The sequence below is a fragment of the Bacillus sp. ABR genome (assembly GCF_056172715.1).
Window position 1 is genome coordinate 615097 of sequence record NZ_JAOYSL010000002.1, and the last position, 18175, is coordinate 633271.

Annotated in this window: 20 protein-coding genes, 1 tRNA gene and 2 pseudogenes; 3 read left to right on the forward strand and 20 right to left on the reverse strand. The window is 38.6% G+C overall.

The window, feature by feature from the left end; translation table 11 throughout:
* Positions 1 to 39 precede the first annotated feature (39 nt).
* The 8 genes and pseudogenes from dltD to OIT90_RS08585 form a co-directional block, all read right to left on the reverse strand.
* Positions 40 to 1206 (reverse strand): D-alanyl-lipoteichoic acid biosynthesis protein DltD, encoded by a 1167-nt coding sequence (dltD, locus tag OIT90_RS08550; protein ID WP_106025794.1) that lies wholly within the window; start codon positions 1204 to 1206, stop codon positions 40 to 42.
* Positions 1206 to 1442, reverse strand: coding sequence for a D-alanine--poly(phosphoribitol) ligase subunit 2 (dltC, locus tag OIT90_RS08555; protein ID WP_024423191.1), 237 nt, complete (start codon positions 1440 to 1442; stop codon positions 1206 to 1208). The genes dltD and dltC overlap by 1 nt, the downstream gene beginning before the upstream one ends.
* 21 nt (positions 1443 to 1463) lie before the next feature.
* Positions 1464 to 2648, reverse strand: coding sequence for a D-alanyl-lipoteichoic acid biosynthesis protein DltB (dltB, locus tag OIT90_RS08560; protein ID WP_058838319.1), 1185 nt, complete (start codon positions 2646 to 2648; stop codon positions 1464 to 1466).
* A complete protein-coding gene (gene dltA, locus OIT90_RS08565; protein WP_268464406.1) occupies positions 2645 to 4150 on the reverse strand; it encodes a D-alanine--poly(phosphoribitol) ligase subunit DltA in 1506 nt (501 codons plus the stop codon). Before dltA ends, dltB begins: the two co-directional genes overlap by 4 nt.
* 14 nt (positions 4151 to 4164) lie before the next feature.
* On the reverse strand, positions 4165 to 4314 hold the full coding sequence (locus OIT90_RS08570) for a teichoic acid D-Ala incorporation-associated protein DltX (protein ID WP_024427820.1): 150 nt from the start codon (positions 4312 to 4314) through the stop codon (positions 4165 to 4167).
* A gap of 251 nt (positions 4315 to 4565) precedes the next feature.
* Positions 4566 to 5870, reverse strand: a complete 1305-nt coding sequence (locus OIT90_RS08575; RefSeq protein WP_059375729.1) for a Kelch repeat-containing protein — start codon at positions 5868 to 5870, stop codon at positions 4566 to 4568.
* 247 nt (positions 5871 to 6117) lie between these two features.
* Positions 6118 to 6267 carry a DUF4241 domain-containing protein gene (locus OIT90_RS08580; RefSeq protein WP_394722197.1) on the reverse strand — a complete coding sequence of 50 codons (150 nt, stop codon included), beginning with the start codon at positions 6265 to 6267 and terminating at the stop codon, positions 6118 to 6120.
* Positions 6268 to 6284: 17 nt separating this feature from the next.
* Positions 6285 to 6593 (reverse strand): annotated as a pseudogene (locus OIT90_RS08585) (DUF4241 domain-containing protein); the annotation flags it as partial.
* Between the two features lie 479 nt (positions 6594 to 7072).
* Here OIT90_RS08585 and OIT90_RS08590 point away from each other — a divergent pair.
* A complete protein-coding gene (locus tag OIT90_RS08590; protein ID WP_059375735.1) occupies positions 7073 to 7792 on the forward strand; it encodes a hypothetical protein in 720 nt (239 codons plus the stop codon).
* A 154-nt stretch (positions 7793 to 7946) separates the two neighbouring features.
* Here the strand turns inward: OIT90_RS08590 and OIT90_RS08595 are convergent.
* The 9 genes and pseudogenes from OIT90_RS08595 to OIT90_RS08635 form a co-directional block, all read right to left on the reverse strand.
* Positions 7947 to 8020: transfer RNA gene (locus tag OIT90_RS08595), tRNA-Arg, on the reverse strand.
* A gap of 120 nt (positions 8021 to 8140) precedes the next feature.
* A complete protein-coding gene (locus OIT90_RS08600; protein ID WP_039180464.1) occupies positions 8141 to 8665 on the reverse strand; it encodes a YfcE family phosphodiesterase in 525 nt (174 codons plus the stop codon).
* 14 nt (positions 8666 to 8679) lie between these two features.
* Positions 8680 to 9282 (reverse strand): XTP/dITP diphosphatase, encoded by a 603-nt coding sequence (locus tag OIT90_RS08605; RefSeq protein ID WP_162860205.1) that lies wholly within the window; start codon positions 9280 to 9282, stop codon positions 8680 to 8682.
* A gap of 10 nt (positions 9283 to 9292) precedes the next feature.
* Positions 9293 to 10021: a ribonuclease PH gene (gene rph, locus OIT90_RS08610; RefSeq protein ID WP_024427165.1), complete on the reverse strand. Its 729-nt coding sequence runs from the start codon at positions 10019 to 10021 to the stop codon at positions 9293 to 9295.
* 151 nt (positions 10022 to 10172) lie between these two features.
* Positions 10173 to 11234, reverse strand: coding sequence for a GerMN domain-containing protein (locus OIT90_RS08615; RefSeq protein ID WP_212051516.1), 1062 nt, complete (start codon positions 11232 to 11234; stop codon positions 10173 to 10175).
* A gap of 100 nt (positions 11235 to 11334) precedes the next feature.
* Entirely contained in the window at positions 11335 to 12153 is an 819-nt protein-coding gene (racE, locus tag OIT90_RS08620) for a glutamate racemase (protein ID WP_126681500.1), read from the reverse strand.
* Between the two features lie 7 nt (positions 12154 to 12160).
* A complete protein-coding gene (locus OIT90_RS08625; protein ID WP_024423206.1) occupies positions 12161 to 12601 on the reverse strand; it encodes a MarR family winged helix-turn-helix transcriptional regulator in 441 nt (146 codons plus the stop codon).
* Between the two features lie 149 nt (positions 12602 to 12750).
* A pseudogene (gene gerE, locus OIT90_RS08630) lies at positions 12751 to 12837 on the reverse strand (spore germination transcription factor GerE); the annotation flags it as partial.
* Positions 12838 to 12871: 34 nt separating this feature from the next.
* Positions 12872 to 14395, reverse strand: coding sequence for a recombinase family protein (locus OIT90_RS08635; protein ID WP_172881680.1), 1524 nt, complete (start codon positions 14393 to 14395; stop codon positions 12872 to 12874).
* Positions 14396 to 14534: 139 nt separating this feature from the next.
* Here OIT90_RS08635 and OIT90_RS08640 point away from each other — a divergent pair, with 139 nt between their 5' ends.
* Both OIT90_RS08640 and OIT90_RS08645 read left to right on the forward strand, forming a co-directional pair.
* Entirely contained in the window at positions 14535 to 15365 is an 831-nt protein-coding gene (locus OIT90_RS08640; protein WP_111292887.1) for a hypothetical protein, read from the forward strand.
* Positions 15366 to 15438: 73 nt separating this feature from the next.
* Positions 15439 to 15627 (forward strand): BlaI/MecI/CopY family transcriptional regulator, encoded by a 189-nt coding sequence (locus tag OIT90_RS08645; protein WP_474892444.1) that lies wholly within the window; start codon positions 15439 to 15441, stop codon positions 15625 to 15627.
* An 82-nt stretch (positions 15628 to 15709) separates the two neighbouring features.
* Here the strand turns inward: OIT90_RS08645 and OIT90_RS08650 are convergent, their stop codons facing one another.
* The 3 genes from OIT90_RS08650 to OIT90_RS08660 all read right to left on the reverse strand — a co-directional run bounded on the left by OIT90_RS08650 (position 15710) and on the right by OIT90_RS08660 (position 18140).
* Entirely contained in the window at positions 15710 to 16342 is a 633-nt protein-coding gene (locus OIT90_RS08650; RefSeq protein ID WP_172880045.1) for a hypothetical protein, read from the reverse strand.
* A gap of 18 nt (positions 16343 to 16360) precedes the next feature.
* The gene (locus OIT90_RS08655) at positions 16361 to 17104 is read right to left on the reverse strand and encodes a hypothetical protein (protein ID WP_172880043.1); all 744 of its coding nucleotides are present in this window, start codon (positions 17102 to 17104) and stop codon (positions 16361 to 16363) included.
* 226 nt (positions 17105 to 17330) lie between these two features.
* Positions 17331 to 18140 (reverse strand): N-acetylmuramoyl-L-alanine amidase, encoded by an 810-nt coding sequence (locus OIT90_RS08660; protein ID WP_474892445.1) that lies wholly within the window; start codon positions 18138 to 18140, stop codon positions 17331 to 17333.
* Between the last annotated feature and the right edge of the window lie 35 nt (positions 18141 to 18175).

Here is an 18175-nt window from a genome sequence, read left to right on the forward strand (position 1 = left end):
CTGATTCGACAAACAAAGAGCAGCAGAAAGCTGCTCTTTCTACTGCTCTTTGTAAAACTTTTCAATTGCTTTATCGATGTAAACCCATCCTTTATAAGACACATGAATCGTATCTTTAAAGAAATATGGATCGTACTCATGCTTAGTCAAATCTGCGACTTCATACCCATTATCTCGAATTTGACGATTGATTTTTTCATAATAACCTGTACGGCCTTCTTTCGGAAAACCAGTGTAATCATACCACTTTCCGTTGACAGGAATCGTTACAAACAAAGGCTTTGCCCCTGCTTGTTTTAAAATATCCAGCATGATTTGAAAATCTTTATATTCTGGTGATTCGGCATAAGAATGACCTTCACGGGAATCCTTCATTTTCTTCATGATCGGTTTCAGTTTGCGGTCAAACAGTTTTTGATTAATATAAAACGGGTTATCCCCTGCTCTTTTCGCACCAAAAATGCTCGCTTCTTTTTCAAGCTCTGCCCATGTTTTTCCTTTGACTGAAGGAGACGGTTGAAGCTTGCGCTCATGCCCCGATCCAATCGTATAGTACATGTCTTTCTTTTGAAGCATACCATAATACATTTTCGCAATAGGAGAAATCGCGCCATAAGCGAACTTGTTTCCAGATAGCTCTGCTTTAAAAAGCTCTGTAATCACCATGTCGTTTTTGACTGCTTTAAACTTCATGATTCTTTTGATCAGCTCTTTTTTCACAGTTGGATCAATTTCTTTATTATAGGCGAGATTCAGCGCTTGAAGCGCTGAATAGTTAGGTGCAAAGTGATTCTCGTCAGATCCCCATTTCACAAACCATTGTGGGGACACGATAAATACAAGCTTCTTCCCTTTTAATTCATCCATATGCGCTGCAAAGTTCATCGCATGAATTAATGATTGCGATCCACCTTTTCCAATAAGATAAGGTGTAAACCCTTGAGGATTCTCATGAAAGAAATTCGAAGGGTGATATGGATCAAAACGTGATAGTTCAGAAGATCCATAGATCGGCAAATAAGTTGGATCTTTTAGCATTTCATCTTGTAAATAAAGCCCTTGAAACATCCCTGGATCTAATTCTGTAGCTGACTTTTGTAATTTGTCTTTTGGGATCAGGTGTGAGAGCCATGCATTTGGTACAAGAAGAACACCAATGAATAGAACAGCCGCTAAAATAAGCGGCCCAAAAAAACGCTTTTTCATTACTTCATCTCTGCCAGCTGCTCAGCAATATGATTCGGCGTATCCCACACATCACGATCGAATTCTGTAATCGGAACAGTGATTCCGAGTTGACTTTCAATTGCCATAAGCAGTTCTACTGTACCAAATGAATCAAGAAGACCTTCTTCAAAAATCGCAATCTCTGGATTTTCTTTCACAACGTCATCCTGACAAACCTCTGCAATAATACCGTATACTTGATTTTTAAATTCCATAATTTTCTACTCCCTTAATCATTAATGATGAAATGGTTTTCCTGAAAAAATATAAAATCCGAAACAAATCACATGGAATGTAATAATGATAGACACAACCATTGTGACCTTATTATCCGGCCACCACTTGTGCTTTTTATTCCATTTCTCAAATAAATTGTAACCGGACATAACAACTGCATGATATAGTCCGTAAATAATATATTGAAGGGCAAGACCATGCCAAGCACCCATCAATAGAAAGAGGACAAAGTACCCGATATTTGATACAGCCATACGGTTCTTGATCCACTTCTTTTTGGTCATAAAGAACACAAATCTCATAAACACGTAGTCTCTGAACCAGAAGGACAGGGACATGTGCCAGCGATTCCAGAAGTCTTTAATATTGCGGCTGATAAACGGTTTATTAAAGTTCTCTGGCGATTTAATGCCCATAATATAACTCACACCTACAGCAAATGCTGTATATCCAGCAAAGTCAAAGAACAAATACATGCTGTAAGCATACATATACGTTAACTGCTGAACAAAGTGACTGCTGCTAATGTGATGAATATTCATCAGAATATACGTGTGAATCAGATAACCAATAATGAACTTATATAAGAAGCCAATGAAAATTTTATGAATACCGGAATACAGAAGATCACTGTATGCTTCCTTTTCAGGCGGTGTATCCATATCTTTTTCAAATCGGCGGTAACGGTCAATCGGACCTGATGAAATCGTCGGGAAAAAGACAATGAAATAGACCAAACGATGAATCGGAATTTTCTTCTTAATCAAGCCGTCTCTTGTCTCGATAATTAACTGAACACCTTTAAATGTTAAGTACGAGATCCCCAAAAAGCTCAGCCAGTTTATTGGCGGCGGCTGGTGCGGCTGATGAGTTAAAAAGAACGGTAATACCTTTGACAGCACAAGCGGCAAAATTGATGCCACCACTGCTGCATAGAAAACGGATGCCTGATTTGCCTTTAACCGGTATGCAAGGTACAGGCGAATGATTAAGACTTGCCACACCGTGAACAAGAAGAGCAGCAGTGCGCCATGTGCATCTTTTGAGAAAATAAGCGCGAGTGCCACAACCGTTGCAAACATGTTGTAGCCCTGCATTCTTTTGCCGCGAAGACCAAGAATGATTGTCGGCAAAAGAAGAATACCAATTAGAATGAAGAAAAAGAATGAACTAAACGGAATCATAGAAGAACCTCTTTCGCGATTCTCTTACGGTCAACCTTCCCGTTTGGCGTCATGTAAAGCTGCTCAAGATAGACAAACTTTCTTGGAATCATGTACGCTGGCAGTGAATCCGCCATTTCTTTCTTAATCGCACTTGTCAGCTGATACTCTTTTTCAAATGAATGAGCTGCTGGAACAATCGCTGCAATCAAGTACTCGACATGACCGTTTGGCTGGAATGGCACAATCACACAAGCATTGACATAGGTTGTCTCGCTTACATGATATTCAATTTCTTCAAGCTCCATCCGGTATCCATGAAGCTTAATTTGATAGTCGAGACGACCGTGGCACGTAATTAATCCATCCTGCGCCACACCTGCGTCACCTGTGCGGTAAGCAGGGCGTCCTTCGTATTCAAAGAACACTTTATCCGTTAAGGCTTGTTCACCTAAGTAGCCTCTCGTGACGCTTGGCCCCACGATGACAATTTCGCCTTTCTCACCATCAGAAAGTGTCTTGCCTTCTTCATCTAAAATGACGATATCTGTATCAGGTTTGGCATACCCGACTGGTAAAGAATCGTGCTGATCAAGAATCTCCTGCGTGACTTCAATCGATGTGATCGCAACAGTTGCTTCAGTTGGACCATACGTATTAAAGACCTGCGCCTTTGGAAAACGCTCCAGAAGTGCACTTGCTACAGCTACAGGAAGCGCCTCACCGCAGAACAAGAAAACGTTCAGCTCTGGTAAAAGCTCTCCTGTAAAGGAAGGGTCCATTAAGCACATTTGCACAAAGGATGGTGTGGATGTCCACACTTCAACGTCAGATTGACCAAGTGCTGCAAACATATCCTTTGGCTTATTGACGAGTTCTTTTACTAAACAGTATAGCGTGCCGCCTGATTGAAGCGCTGGATAGAGATCCATCACTGATAAGTCAAAAGAAAATGGTGCTTGATTTAAGAATGTGCGTCCCTCACCAATTGGGAAATCCCGGCACATCCACTCTGTAAAGCTTTCTAAATTATTGGCGGTTACCTGAACGCCCTTCGGTTTTCCGGTACTGCCAGACGTATAAATAATGTAGAAAACATCATCTTGTTGAACCCACTGCGTGGATGGCGGTGCTTCTTTTTCAAGTGCTAAAAGCGATGCCGCACTTTTCACTTCAATGTGCTCTTCTACATCTAATACATTCTGCTCATTTGCACATATCAATAGACTGGCTTTTGAGCTTTCAATGATTGAGACGATGCGCTCGACAGGTATCGAGATGTCGACCGGAATATAAGGTCTGCCTGATTTTACACTGCCTAAGAAAGAAATCAGCATCTCTGGCTCCATATGACCGTAGACAATGACAGGTTCACTGCCAGCTGCGACTGCATCGATCGCACCAGCCATTTGGTCTGATAAATGCCAAAGCTCATCATATGTGATCGACGCCTGTTGAGAAACAAATGCTGGCTGTGTTGGTTTCGTTTGCTGGTATTCATGAATCGTGTGTAATAGTTTCATAGTTTAATCTCCAATTAAAAATCGTTGTAAATGAATGATCCCGTATTTGCTGTGTGGAATCCGTAAATAAAGAACAATAATAGCAAAATAAGTAAGTAAAAGCTTGTATATCCTATCCATTTTACAGACTTATTTTCTGATAGCTTTTTGAATAGCATATTGATAACCTCTTTTCTTTTGACACTTATAGAGACGCATGGATCATCAAAAGAGTTTCATGTTAAAACATAAAATTTTTAAGAATTGCTAAAAAAATGTCGAACCTTGGAATGTCTCTTTTGAGCAAAGCTGTCTTATTGTAACAAAGATTTAATACATTTGAAATAAAATCCGAGCTTAAATTTGCCTTAAAATTGCTGAAAGCTGTCGAACTAACGCAAAAGCCACCTAGGCGACTAGATGGCTTTGATTTCAATTACTTCTTATATTTATTGACTTCGAACATGAGAATGTTTTTAAACACTACATAATCCTTTTTACTTTCAAATGGACCTTTGTTATTGTCATGCTCGTCAATTTCATAAAAACCTGGACCTTCTCCTGCATCACGCTTTTTGTACCATGATAGGAAAGCGTTGACTTCTTTCATGGAGAGGTCATACTCTTTTTGCAAGCCATTGACCATTGTGATGATGAGTAGTGCATCGCCGTCTTCATTTGTTGCATCGTCTTTAGGCGGTGTTGTTGGTTCTGGGTCTTTGTCTCCTGGATTAGTTTTTGGTGGTGTTGCTGGATCCGGGTCTTTCTCACCTGAAGGAGCTGTAGTATCACTGTTCTTAAGACTTTTTAGTGAAATAGATAAATTAGATTTGAAATTGTCCCTAGCGTGGGTAGGGGTATCATTACTTTGCGGAATACCTCCAATTACGTAAAGTGTATCATCAACAATGGCAGATACGTGCCCCATTCGATAAGGAGCTGAAGAATTAGGGATAGTTCTTGATGTCTTAGTTTTTTTATCATAGAGAGTGACTTTGGGAACTCCACCTGTTCTTATAATTAAATCTTCAAAGTTCAATGCATCATAATAACTCCCAATTCCCCCCAGTCCTAAACTTGTCCACTGATCTATTGATGGATCGTATTCAAACGTTGCTTGTCCAGATAAAACATAGAGTTTATTTTTTATAACTACAGAATCTCCAGCTGGAGCGTCATTTTCGAATTTTTTCTTCTTTGTCCATTCTTTTGTTTTTATATCGTAACTATACGTGTTACTGTCCACCAAATGCTTTAAGGTACTTCTATAACCCAAAATATAGATTTTATTATCTATAACACCTGCATATAAATCATATGGAGCTATCTTAAATTCAAATGGGAGATCTTCTACACCCTCCCATGTATCTGTTTTGATATTATAAACTTCTACACTATTTGTAAGTCCTTGTTCTGTTCTACCACCCATTACATATATATGATCACCTACAATAACACTGGCAGCACCCATACGGCCTGTTTTCATACTAGCTTTTTCTGACCACTTATCTTGCTTAGTATCGTATACATAAGTAGTATTAGTAAATTGCTTGCTCGGACCTGTTCCACCAATTACGTAAATTTTCCCCTCATACACTTCACTTACAGCACCTACTCTTGCATCCGGCAATTCTGCTCGTTTTTCCCATTCAAGCGTTTCTGCTTTTTCTGCTTTAATAGATTGTAATGGATAACTTAATGCAGAAAATAATAAAATGAAAATAAAAAGCCATTTTTTCAAGATAACCACACTCCTTCTATTTGTTTACATAACAAATATCGGATAGTTATTTATTTTTTTCATGTTTTTGTTACTTATATATATATTTATTACTTATTTACTTACTGTTTCCCCAATGCACCTATAAATTTTTAAAATCAAACTTTCACATTTGAATTATTTCATATTTATATTAATTAATTGCTGGCATTACTCATATTTTTCTATTTCCCCATTAAAAAATCCATGATGATTCATGGGTTTCTTCTCAGTCCATTATTAGAAAATCCGTCACAAGGCAAGCTGGTTCCCCGTTTTTATCTTGCCCCCAAAAGCTTGGGTACATCCCGTCACCGAAACCTGTCGTAAACATGGCAATGTCCACCTTGTCATGAAACGGGTGACGAGCCAGCCCCATGTGTGCTTGTAGTTTTGTTCAAGCGCTTCTGCAAATTCCTCATAAAGATAAAAATCATTGTCCTCTTTATATCGTTTATCCTCATAAGCTTGAAGATATAGTGCTGCCTCCGCATCAATGAAACAGCCCATTCCCGCATTTACACCGTAGCCGAAGAACTCGTCTTCTTTCAATTGTTTGATATCCTGTCCTGATCTTGTGGCAAGCTCCCATTCTATTGGTTGCTCGTTTGTAAACTTGATCATTGCATAGACGACGCGTTCGTCACCACTTTCTAATCGCTTTACTAAAAGTAGAATAGGATATTTTCCTAGAGTAACTTTCCTTGTAAACGATTGGTCCCTTCTGAAACAAAAGGATCACAGGCAGCGATATGACCGCTCGTGATCTCTATATGACCGATCTGTTTGGCGAATAATTGATTACCTTCTGAGTGGTTTGTTGTCTCTCCATTTTCATATAGTAGGTTTGTTGGATTGATATTTTACAAGTGATCATTCCTTTCAGCACTTTTCAAAGGCATGTTTGGAACATAGATCCCAATTGTGAAATTGATAATTTTAAAAACAGGTCTATTAAGATCAACTTCATTTTTTACTATTATATAAATAAAATTATTCTTTGGGAACAATAGTAATGTTTAAGTTAGAATCAAATCATGGAGCTTTTTAGTTATTTATGTTATGAAAGCTTACTAATTTTATGATTTTTCATAGATTCTTTAAGTTTTCATTAAGTGTGAATTTTTATTTTTAGAGGATAAATGTAACTATCTAGCGAAATATAGCCATAAGGAGGGGTAAAGTTGACTGCAGTTTTATCATATGTAAATAAAGAATTTTCAATTATTCTATCTGATAACAGAATAAACTTCGGGCGCTACCAAGAACATGGTTTTGAAGATGGTCATGTTAAACTTGTTAACTTGAGAAATATGGGATGGGCGAGTGGAGCAGGTCTGTCCGATTATCTATTTAAACTAAAAGAAACATTAGCATCACATGAAATTAAAGATACAAATAATATTGAAATTTTATTTAAAAGTGTACTAGATGCATGTAAATCTGAAAATCCAATATTTGAAGAAGATATAGATGCCAGCGTAGTAGTCGCTTCTTGGATAGGTGCTAATGAAACGAGTATTTTCCTTAGAGTTGGATTTCTCTCAAACAAACATTTTGGAACAAATCTCACAATTTTAGAAAATGGATCAATAAATATTGTATATCCAGGAGATTTCCTTGAATCTCCCAATAGGATTAAATTCACAGAAAAAAAATATGATTTAAATATTGGTGAGAAAGATTTTTGGGGTAGTTTAAGGATAATGCTTAATATTTTTAAAGATATTTCACTTAGCTCAAAACAAGTAAGTAGAACTTGTGATATAGGAGTGCACCTCATACAAGAAGATGGGATTTATAAGTTTAAAATTAGTGGAGAGATAGAAACATTATTGAGCGAACTCGATACAGGAAGCATTCAAGATCGAATTGAAATTATTAGTTCTATAAATAAAAATTAATTAAATACATCTTTTTACTGCTTTGTTTTATTAAATTTACTTGAACACATCACTTGATTTTAAAAGACTATTTCAAAGCCGGGAAATAAGCAATCAAAAAAACGTCCAAATATTAGGTTAGACGTTTTTTTTGTAATCATTCATTATTTAATTACGTCCCAGGAGAGATTCGAACTCCCGACCGACGGCTTAGAAGGCCGTTGCTCTATCCTGCTGAGCTACTGGGACATGTTGTTATGTAGTGTGCTGTGGTGTATTACCTCAGCGACAAGATTTATTATATTACTATTGTTCTTTAAAGTCAACGGTTTTTCGAAAGTTTTTTCATAAGGGGCAAATGCTGCACCCTTATGAAATACCTTCCAATGTGACAGTGTTTTCGAGGTCTTGTATGACCTGACCTTCGTCTGTGAAAAACTGTACGTTTGCTTCGCTTCCATCTAGTGTCAGTATAGCATAGCTGCGCTCTTTTCGCACTCTTGGCAGGTGCACGCTGCCTGGGTTAATGAGGAGTTTTCCTCTTAGCAGTTCACTGCCCGGGATGTGCGAGTGGCCAAAGCAGATAATGTCTGCGCCTAGCTCTTCTGCACGGTAGTAGACTTGAAGTAAGGATTGTTTGATGCCATGCAGATGTCCGTGAGTGAGAAATAGTTTTCCGCCTCCATCAAGTGGGAGCAGGAGCTCTTCTTCAAAATCGCCCATAAAGTCACAATTTCCTTTGACGACTTTGTATCCTTCGAGTGCTGGGTGGTTCGTTTCGAGTTCTGAATCTCCGCAGTGGATCATCATGTCGACTTCAGCCTCATGCCGTTTGGCAATGGTTTGAAGTTCGTCTGTGAGTCCATGACTGTCACTAATAATGAGTATCTTCATGGCTTCATTCCCCCTTATTCATTTGCGTCTAGCAGTGATGAAAGCTTTTGAAGCGCGACCGCTCGATGGCTGATCTTGTTTTTCTCCTCTGGTGATAATTCGGCCATCGTCTGGTCTTTGTCTTTGACGATGAAAATTGGGTCGTATCCGAAGCCATTTTCGCCGATTGGCTTTTCTGCGATGAAGCCTTCTACTGATCCTTCTACCGTCTTTGTTTCTTTTCCCGGTATGCTGACAGCAAGGGCACATCTGAATCTGGCTGTGCGGTCTTCTTTTTCAATACCTTGAAGTTCGCTCAGCACTTTTTCCACATTCTCCGCATCGTCTTTATGCTCACCTGCGTATCTCGCTGAATACACGCCAGGTTTCCCGCCTAGATAATCAATGGACAGACCGGAATCGTCTGCAATGACCATTTCACCTGCTTTGGCTTGAATGGCCTCCGCTTTGATGATGGCATTTTCTTCGAAGGTTTGTCCTGTTTCTTCAATCTCTTCAGTAAAGCCAATGTCTGCTAGTGTTTTGACCGTGAATCCTTTTGGCTCAAGAATGGCTTTGAATTCTTTCGCTTTGCCCGCATTGTGCGTTGCAATGATGGCTGTTTTCATCCTGATCAAACCCTTCTCTTTATTCGATGACTTCTCCTGTTACTGCTTTTTGCTTTTCGATTAATTCTTTGATGCCCTTTTCGGCTAAATCAAGCAGTCCGTTTAGCTGTTCTCTTGAGAATGTCGCTTCTTCACCTGTTCCTTGAAGTTCAACAAAGCGTCCAGCGCCTGTCATGATGACATTCATATCTACTTCAGCAGAAGAATCTTCTTCATAGTTTAAATCTAACAGAAGACCTTGCTGAGAATCAATTCCTACGGATATCGCCGCTAAATAATCAGTAATCGGGTTTTCTTTGATAACTCCTTCAGCTCGCAGCTTTTGAATCGCGAGTGTCATGGCAACAAAAGCACCTGTGATGGACGCTGTGCGTGTGCCGCCGTCTGCTTGAATGACATCACAATCAATCCAAATCGTGCGTTCGCCAAGCTTTTCTAAGTCAACGACTGCGCGGAGTGCTCGTCCAATTAAACGCTGGATCTCCATCGTACGTCCTGTGACTTTTCCTTTAGATGATTCTCTTATCGTTCTTTGTGCAGTTGCTCTTGGTAGCATGCTATATTCTGCTGTAATCCAGCCTTTTCCTTCTCCTCTTAAAAAAGGAGGTACGCGGTCTTCGATCGATGCGTTACAAATCACCTTCGTATTTCCCGCTGAGATTAAGACAGAGCCTTCTGGGTGCGTGATGTAGCCTGCCTCTATTTCAATTTTTCTCAATTCGTCATATTGTCTTTCATCTAATCTCATGTTTTACCTCCGTTACGATATACATTCCGCGCGTATGCCAGCGGGGTTCTCCTACTAACTTTGACAACCTCGGCTTGTTCTAACCGCTCGGAATAAAAAAGAGGCAGCGAATATGCATGCCTCTTTTTCTCCATTATATCAATGTGTGACGTTAAAAACTACCTGTATTCACTTGTTCTGGTCGTGAAACCGGCTTTGTGAGCTCTGCTCCTTTTTCGTTCACAAGCTCAGCCTTGCCGTTGACCTTAACAGATACGCTTTTGACGTCCGGCAGCTCGGTTAATGTGAGCACAATGCTATTAAGAACTTTTTGTGAAATCACCTTTTTCTTTTCATCTGCACTGCCAAAAATAGATTCGTTGAAATCAAGTGTCACATGTCCATCTTTTACTTTTGGTACATCATTCAGCTTCACATCTTGATCAAAGTCTGTAAGCAAATGGCTTTTTTTGCTTGGTCCAGAGACGAGCTCATCAATTGCTGCTGTAATCGGATCATCCTCGTCTTTTGGTGCTCTTGTGGTGACCGGAACGTAGTAGGTCTGTTCATCAGATTCAGCTAAATAGTAGACAGTAACAGGCTTTGTTGAAGTCATATCAGCGGTAGCCTCGTGCTGGATATTAATACCGTCTTCTCTGCTTAAATCATCTGAGATGGGTGTACCGTTCACAGGCATTTCTTTTAGTTCATGTCCATTCATCTTCAATTTAACTTTGGCTATGGAATCAAACTGTGTTAACGTCCAAGTAACAGATTGCAGGATTCGCTGTTCGTCTTCTTTTTTATAGTTTTTAAATTCATTTGAAAAATCCACAATCGCCGTTCCATCTTTAATATCGACAGATACGCTCGTGTCCGCAGGCAACACTGCTCTGAATCCATTCGGCATTAAGTTAGAAATAGGTCCCCCGTCCACGAGATATTCAAGGGTTTGTTTGGCACTTCCTTCATTTTTCGGCAGCGGAATGGATTGAGATACGACATACCCGTTTTTATCAATTAAATATAATTCTCTCATCACCGTATCTGCCTGCTTCTCTTCTTTTCCTTCTTTGGCTGTTTGTTTATCTTCTTTATTTTCTTTCACATATGTGACGTTTTGTGGTGGATCAATCTCTGTTTTCGCTTGGTCTGTTTGAAACAATCCGCATCCTGACAAAAGCATGGCTGACGCGATACACGTAACAGCTGCTGTAGATCCTTTTTTCAGCATACTTCACCCTCCTCTAGTAGTTTGTACTACTATGTATACGAGCTTCCCCCGAGGATTAGACCCTTTTCATAAAAAAATAACCCGCTTCAAGTAGAAGGGGTTATTGCTGATAGATGTGTTCAAGTGACACGGTTTCGACCTTTCCTGGCAGGTAGCCAAACCAGTCACGAGCGATGTTTTGGAAATTTTGCTGCTGTCCTGTTGTGTAAAATGTATGGACAGGTGCTTCTTTAGAGGTATTTAACAGCCCTTTATATGAGAGAATCGTACTCGCTTCTCTCGCTGTCTCATCCCCTGATGAAATGATGCTGACATCACTGCCCATAAAGCGCTGAATCGGCTCTTTTAAAATCGGATAGTGTGTGCAGCCCAGAATAAGTGTATCAATTCCTGTTTCTTTCATTGGTTCAAGGGAGTCTTTCACCACTGCCTCTGCTGTCTGATCTAAAAACGTACCGCTTTCCACAAATGGGACAAGGAGCGGACACGCCAGGCTTTGAACCGTTAGACCTGCTTTTAGTGACAGCAGCGCTTCTTTGTATGCCTCGCTTTTGATCGTATTGACTGTGCCAATAACGCCAATGTGCTGATTGTTTGTCACCTTGATCGCTGTACGGGCGCCGGGCTGAATGACACCAATGACCGGAATATCAAGCGTTGCTTTGATTTCGTCCAGTGCGATCGCTGTTGCTGTGTTGCACGCAATGACGAGCATTTTAATATGGTGGTGTTTTAATAAGTAGTGCGCCATTTCCCAAGTATATTGAAGAACTTCTTCTTCTTTACGAGGGCCATATGGACATCGTTTTGTATCGCCTACATAAATGATGTTTTCTTTTGGCAGTTGTCTCATGATTTCCTTTGCAACGGTTAAACCGCCGACGCCGGAATCAATGACGCCGATTGGTTGATCCAACAAAATCGCCTCATTTTCTTTTCATTTGCTGCTGTAGTTTCGTTAAGGATTGGTTGAAAACGATGGCTTCTTCTTCTGAGAAAGCCCCTAGAAGTTCACTGACGTATTCTTGGCGTTTAGCAATCACTTCTTGAATGATCCTCTCGCCTTCAGGCAATAAATGAATGCGAACCACGCGGCGGTCAGATGGATCTTTCACCCGTTCGACAAGTTCACTTTTTTCCATTCTATCAATTAAATCAGTGGTTGTGCTGCAAGCCAAATACATCTTTTGTGACAGCTCACCTATTGTCATATCTCCGAATTCATAGAGCCACTGAAGCCCGATGAATTGTGGAGGTGTAATTGTATATTGATTCAGGATTTCTCTGCCTTTTTGCTTAATAATTGCAGCAATGTGGCGCAATGATTTTTCAATCTCTGCAACATGGCCAGACTCATTCGTTTCCATTTTATTGATACCTCACTATAGCATCTCACTTTGATTAAAACGTACATGTCTATTTTCCTCGTTTTTCAAAGAAAATGCAAGAAGAGACTCATGGAAACCATATAGAAATAACCGGTTCCTTCCCGATATGGAAGGAAAACCGGCTGACTTTAGAGCTCTAGCTCACCCATACGCAGAAGCTCGACTACGGCCTGTGAACGGCCTTTGACTCCTAGCTTTTGCATGGCATTTGTTATGCATACCTTTTACAAATGAGTATAACTTACAGGATCATTTAAATCTATAATGAAAATTCATTTTCCCGTTTGGGTGGATCACAATATGATCAATGAGCTTATCAAACACATGCTTCAAATCGTTCTCTTTGTCTTCAAGCTCTCGAAGAACAGCTTGCATTTCCATCATTGAACTTTTCTCATCATGGACCTGCTGTAAGGAAAATAAACTCTGTTCAAGCTTAACAATTTTAGCTTGAATGTCATTTCGCTTCATTTGAAATTCTGTTTTGGTAATCATTTGATCTTCTAAATAAAGTTCAAGCAACCTTTTATTTTTCGCTTCTAGAGATTTTAACTCTGCTTTAATAGAATTTATTTGTTTTTCTTTTTGCTCAAATGCATTTTTTTTGTAATCGTGTGATATATCCCTAGAGAATTCGATGAGATTTTCAATCACTAAATCTCGGACCTCTTCATAAGTGATGGGAACATGGTTCACACAGCCTTCGGGACCAGATCTCCTGTAATTACTGCATTTAACATATTTCCAATAAGTTTTCTCTCCGTTTTTTTTGGCTCTGCTGGTTTGGATAATGACCATATTAGATCCGCATTTCCCGCAAATAAGCAGTTGTCTCAGCTCATTCCAAGGTGTGAATTTAGTTTTTTTATTAACTGTTGGTTTATTATTTGCTTTCTCCCACTCTTCCCTTGAGACAATCGGCGGGCAAAAGTCTTCATAAACGTTCCATTTTTCAGGTGGATTTCTTATAAATTTTTTTCTGCCATCAACTTTGATCGTGGTATGTCTATTAGCAATGTGCACACCACAATAAATTGGATTTTTTAATATGGTTTGAACTGTTGTAAGCTGCCAATTTCTTGTTGTTCTAGGAGGAGGTATTTCACCAATTTTGCATTTTTCTTGCAATGCATATGTAACTCTTTTCTGACCTAGCCCCTCGTTATTATAAAGGTGGAAAATCATCCTAATTACTTGAGCTTCACTTTCGTTAATTACAAGGTGTTTACCATCTTTCGTATAACCATATGGTACACGCCCAGAGTGCTCCCCACGGCGTGCTTTTGCTGCAAGTACACCACTTATATTGACTGACATAGACTTAGGTAACTGCTCCGCAAACAGAGCAGACATTTCAAATTTCATTGACGCTTTACTCTCGTAAAGGGAGTCGTAGTCTTCTTCGAGTGTAACGACACGAACCCCATTAGACACTAGAATCTCTCTGATGTATAACGCATCTTTTAAGTCACGGGCAAGACGTGTGATGGACTTAAAAATCACCATTTTTATTTCTTTCTTTTCTGCCAATGAAAAAATGTATTTCATTGCTGCCCTATCTTCAAGAACAGTACCACTAATACCATCATCTAACAAAACAGAACGGTCATCCCATTCGTAATTGTGTTGCTCAATCCAGTACCTGCAAACGTCGATCTGGTTTTCTTTAGAACTTATTTGCTCGTCGCGATCTGTCGAAACCCTTGTATAGACCTTATAAGGGTAATCGTCATATTTGATGATTTCGTCAACTGATTCTTTGCGGAAATGCATATAACACACCCCAATTATTAATTTCCCATATAAATTATAACATCCTGAACGATGAATTCGTTAAAAAGGCTTCATAAATTCCATCATTGTTATATAATGGTTATTGACTCAGAAGAGCGCCATTCTTAGGGGGGACAAAATGGGAATTTTCATTTCGATATTTGCCGGTATAATGGTTATAGGAATTTGTATAGGCCTTATTCTATTAATTTTCTCAAAGTCAAGGAAATTAGGTAAAGGCGTTTTTATTACTTGTCTTCTTATATTGTTATCAATATCATTTTTGAATTCATTTGTTTGGAAATACGAGAGTTACAAAATTTCATCTATAACTCCTCAAAAATATAAACAATTAAAAGAAGGAATGACCCCTGAAGAAGTAAAAAAAATTGTTGGTGGTTCCGCTATATCAGAAGAAAATGAGGGAGACAATGATTTCGTTTGGGAATACGAAGGAGAAAAAGGAATTGAGAATGACTCGACAGCTCGCTTATATTTTGAAGATGATAATTTGAGCTTTAAAACCGAAATTGGTTTACTCACAAAACTGAATGAAACAAATTCCGAAGAAACATACGAGTCAGATGCAGCAGATGAAGAAGATGAATTAGAATCTTTAAAAAGTGATGCTGAATATGAAATTGAATCTATTATAGAAGATAATTACACTACTGCTTCAATTGAAAAAATTGAAATAAATGAAGATATGGGATCGGGTGAGCCAAATAAATTAATTGCTCTTGTTCACTTATCATTTGATGCAAAAAATTCTGCTAAAACATCTTATAATATGACGGAAATGCTTAGTGAAGATATAGCCGCTAAGATTGGATCGGATAATGACTCGATTTCGCAGTTATCTGTATTTTGGAAAGTGCCATACATAAGTGATAAGAGCGCAGCCAAATTCTCCTACGAACGATCAGGAGATAACATGATCATTAAAAGTAAATCAACTATTTTGAAATAGCCCTTCGACTTGTAGGGCTATTTATTTACCTTTATAATCGAACGTATATTCTGTATTTATAGGAGGGTATGCCGTGACGGATCTTGAAAGGAAGCTTTACCGAATCATCTACAACATGAGCCGGTTCCGTAAGAATCCAACAATTGATGATCTGAAAAGAAAAACAGGTAAAGACGAAAAGACTGTTAGGCAAGCAGTCAAAAACCTTCTGGAAAAAGAAGAATTGAAATGGGATAAAGAGAAAAGAGAATGGCGGTTTTAATATCAGTTAACCAACCTTTCTGTATCCAAATGTCTGATACACAAAAAAAAAAGCAACTTCCAAGTCAGAAGTTGCTCTTATCTTAATCTTCAGGATCCTCAAAGATGCCGAGAATTTCATTCACATCGTATTGATAAAGTTCATACAGACTGTGATCTGTAATCTCTCCTCTTTTTATTCTTTGATTAAGAACAAACATCATATCGATTGGTTCTCTTTCATAAGATATCATGTCATCATCAGCATCATTAAAATATAATACTGGCTTATTTAAAAAGGGATGTGATTTAGGCTTAGTAAAGTATGTCCACTTCACTTGCGGATAGTTTTTCCTAACGGTTTCCCCATAATATATACCAATATCCATTGCTATCGCATAATCCACTTTTCCAATTTCAACTGGATTAGCTAGTAACCGTTCTTTTTCATCTTGATAAATAAAGTCAGGATATTGACTTAATCTTTCAAGTTTTATTCCTATTTCTTCTTCGGATAACTCATAAATTTCAATTTGAGATAAGTACCAACTATACACGTCAATTAAAGATTCCGGTGTATAATTAAAATCTACTTCACCATTCGTAAATTCTTCTAAAACAGATATCCTTTGAGGTATTTCATCAATAAACCAATCAAAAAGAATTTGCGCCTTTTTTTTAGAAAGTGATTCGTGTGATCCTACTTCAAATGGTGGTTCCATTAGAGGGTAATCCATTTAATAGCCTCCAAAACATTAGTCGTGGTATTGATAAGGAACTTTCTTTTTCTTTAAATATTCTCTTAAATTTTTAGTTGCTCCTATTTTACCAGTTTTAGCACTTTTAAAAAAGTGCCACTTCACACCATCCACTTGACCAGCCTTTCTTAAAGCTACATCTTTGTCAATCTGTTTTCTTACAAAATTTGATAGACTTGTGTAACCAACTTTTGATTCATGTGCCACTCTTGTACTTGGAACATAAGCGTCCACAATTCTTTTCTCTTTTACCCATTTACCTTTTTTATGATCATATACTCGAACATTTTTATATACCTTATGCCCAACTCCACCTACATAATCATTTAGGAATTTTTCACCTGCTGCACCAGATTTAAAACCTTTTGCAGGAAGCTTAGGTTTCGCTGTTGGTTTTGGTGTTGGTTTTGGCTTTGGTACAATGGAACCACCTCCACCGCCGCCTCCGATACGACCTCCGTTAAAACCACCTCTATCCCAAGATTGAGTAGTTATTTTAATACTTTTTAGTTCTTCTTCGCTTAGAGTACCTTCATCCGAGTTTTCTTCCACTCCTTGAATTTCTTCAAGTTCTTCTTCAGCATCAGCATCATTATCTTCTTCAATAATCACACTACTATCTTCTAAATAAACCTCATCTTCGTCTTGACCGACAGCTTTCACTTGTGGAATAAAACCCGTAACACCTACAAATAATGAAAATATTAATAGTAAACTTAAAACCTTGTTAGTGATTTTCACCTATTAATCCTCCTATTTATGTAATTTAAAGCTCCTTTAGTATAGTTTTACTTCAAATTTAAATAAAGACTTTAGAGGATATTTAAGGTAAATTTAAGATTTTATTGTAATATAATAGAATTATTTGTATTTAGAACTTTTTAATAGTAGTATTTTATCCATTGAGGAGACATCATGAAGTACTAAACGTAAAAAAGCCCCCTCCAATAAGGAAGGGCTTTTCATTTTACTTTTGTTTTACCTGAACATATTTAGATGCAGCCGTGATGTATAAACCTGATTTAAGTTTATACATTTTCGATCCGTTAACCGTCACAGTCTTATCAATCGTAAATGCTTCACCAGGTTTCACCTTTTTGTGCTTTGCTGACCAATTCGGCTTATCATAGACCCATAGCCACCCGTCCGCATTCGGCTTCACCACGGCCATTTTATTGCCTTTTGGCGCCGTTTCCTTTTTAGGCTTTGTTTTAGTTGAAGAGGATACCTTTTTTAAACCGACAGCCGCCGCGATCCCTTCCGCATGACCCTCGGCCAACAAATTCAGAAACGCATCTTGTTTCAGCAACGCAGCATCTTTTTCCCGATCAATGAAAAGGTTTTCTGTTAGGATTGCTGGCATTTTTGTCTCTCGCAATACTGCAAGATTTTTAGACTTTTTCCCGCGGTCTGATGTTTTAGCTTTGATCTTGTTATAAATAGAATCATGTACGATCTTTTGCTGCTTGCCAGTGCTGGATGCTGCTGATAATTTATCGAAACGATACGTCTCAAAGCCTGTGCCGCCAGCTGCATTGATATGGATAGAAGCAAAATAATCGGCGCCCCAATTATTTGCTAGTCTTGCCCTTTGAGACAGATCAACGTAAACGTCAGTAGATCGTGTGAGTTTGACCGTTGCCCCGTACACCTTTTCAAGAATCGCTTTTGTTTTCTTTGCGATAGTTAGTACAAGATCTTTTTCTTTTAATCCGTTTGCTGCTGCACCCGGATCGTGCCCGCCGTGTCCCGGATCAATCATAATTTTCTTTGTCATGTTCATCTACTCCTTAATTTGTTTTTATATAGAAA

Excerpts from the sequence above, each read along its gene's own strand:
- OIT90_RS08580 (WP_394722197.1), bottom strand. The coding sequence starts at position 6,267 with ATGGGGCTGGCTCGTCACCCGTTTCATGACAAGGTGGACATTGCCATG.
- dltD (WP_106025794.1), bottom strand. The coding sequence starts at position 1,206 with ATGAAAAAGCGTTTTTTTGGGCCGCTTATTTTAGCGGCTGTTCTATTC.
- OIT90_RS08635 (WP_172881680.1), bottom strand. The coding sequence starts at position 14,395 with ATGCATTTCCGCAAAGAATCAGTTGACGAAATCATCAAATATGACGAT.
- OIT90_RS08615 (WP_212051516.1), bottom strand. The coding sequence starts at position 11,234 with ATGCTGAAAAAAGGATCTACAGCAGCTGTTACGTGTATCGCGTCAGCC.
- dltB (WP_058838319.1), bottom strand. The coding sequence starts at position 2,648 with ATGATTCCGTTTAGTTCATTCTTTTTCTTCATTCTAATTGGTATTCTT.
- rph (WP_024427165.1), bottom strand. The coding sequence starts at position 10,021 with ATGAGATTAGATGAAAGACAATATGACGAATTGAGAAAAATTGAAATA.
- OIT90_RS08650 (WP_172880045.1), bottom strand. The coding sequence starts at position 16,342 with ATGGATTACCCTCTAATGGAACCACCATTTGAAGTAGGATCACACGAA.
- dltC (WP_024423191.1), bottom strand. The coding sequence starts at position 1,442 with ATGGAATTTAAAAATCAAGTATACGGTATTATTGCAGAGGTTTGTCAG.
- dltA (WP_268464406.1), bottom strand. The coding sequence starts at position 4,150 with ATGAAACTATTACACACGATTCATGAATACCAGCAAACGAAACCAACA.
- OIT90_RS08660 (WP_474892445.1), bottom strand. The coding sequence starts at position 18,140 with ATGACAAAGAAAATTATGATTGATCCGGGACACGGCGGGCACGATCCG.
- OIT90_RS08640 (WP_111292887.1), top strand. The coding sequence starts at position 14,535 with ATGGGAATTTTCATTTCGATATTTGCCGGTATAATGGTTATAGGAATT.
- OIT90_RS08600 (WP_039180464.1), bottom strand. The coding sequence starts at position 8,665 with ATGAAGATACTCATTATTAGTGACAGTCATGGACTCACAGACGAACTT.
- OIT90_RS08625 (WP_024423206.1), bottom strand. The coding sequence starts at position 12,601 with ATGGAAACGAATGAGTCTGGCCATGTTGCAGAGATTGAAAAATCATTG.